General features: G+C 48.9%; 1 protein-coding gene. It reads left to right on the forward strand.

What is annotated here, in order from left to right:
• On the forward strand, positions 1–274 hold a 274-nt coding region (locus AAEZ03_RS27275), incomplete at both ends, for a PDZ domain-containing protein (protein ID WP_350582966.1).

Raw genomic sequence — 274 nt, forward strand, 5'->3', positions numbered from 1 at the left:
CCTCAAGACATCGATCGTAATTTAGCGGAAGCGTATAATTTAGCGCGTCCACAGGGCGCACTACTTACCCGCGTCTCACCAGACTCGCCTGCCCAAAAATCAGGTCTACAAGCAGGCGACATCATTTTGCAATACAATAATGTGCAGATTATGCGTGCTGCAGATTTATTGAACCTGATCAATCGAGCGCGACCCAATGATCCGTTCAGCGCCCAGATTCAGCGTGATGGCAAGCAAATGCTCGTAAAAGGCAAGCTCACTTATGCGCCAAATG

It is taken from the genome of Pseudomonas sp. HY2-MNA-CIBAN-0224 (genome assembly GCF_040310285.1).
GTDB classification, from domain to species: Bacteria; Pseudomonadota; Gammaproteobacteria; order Pseudomonadales; family Pseudomonadaceae; genus Aquipseudomonas; species Aquipseudomonas helleri.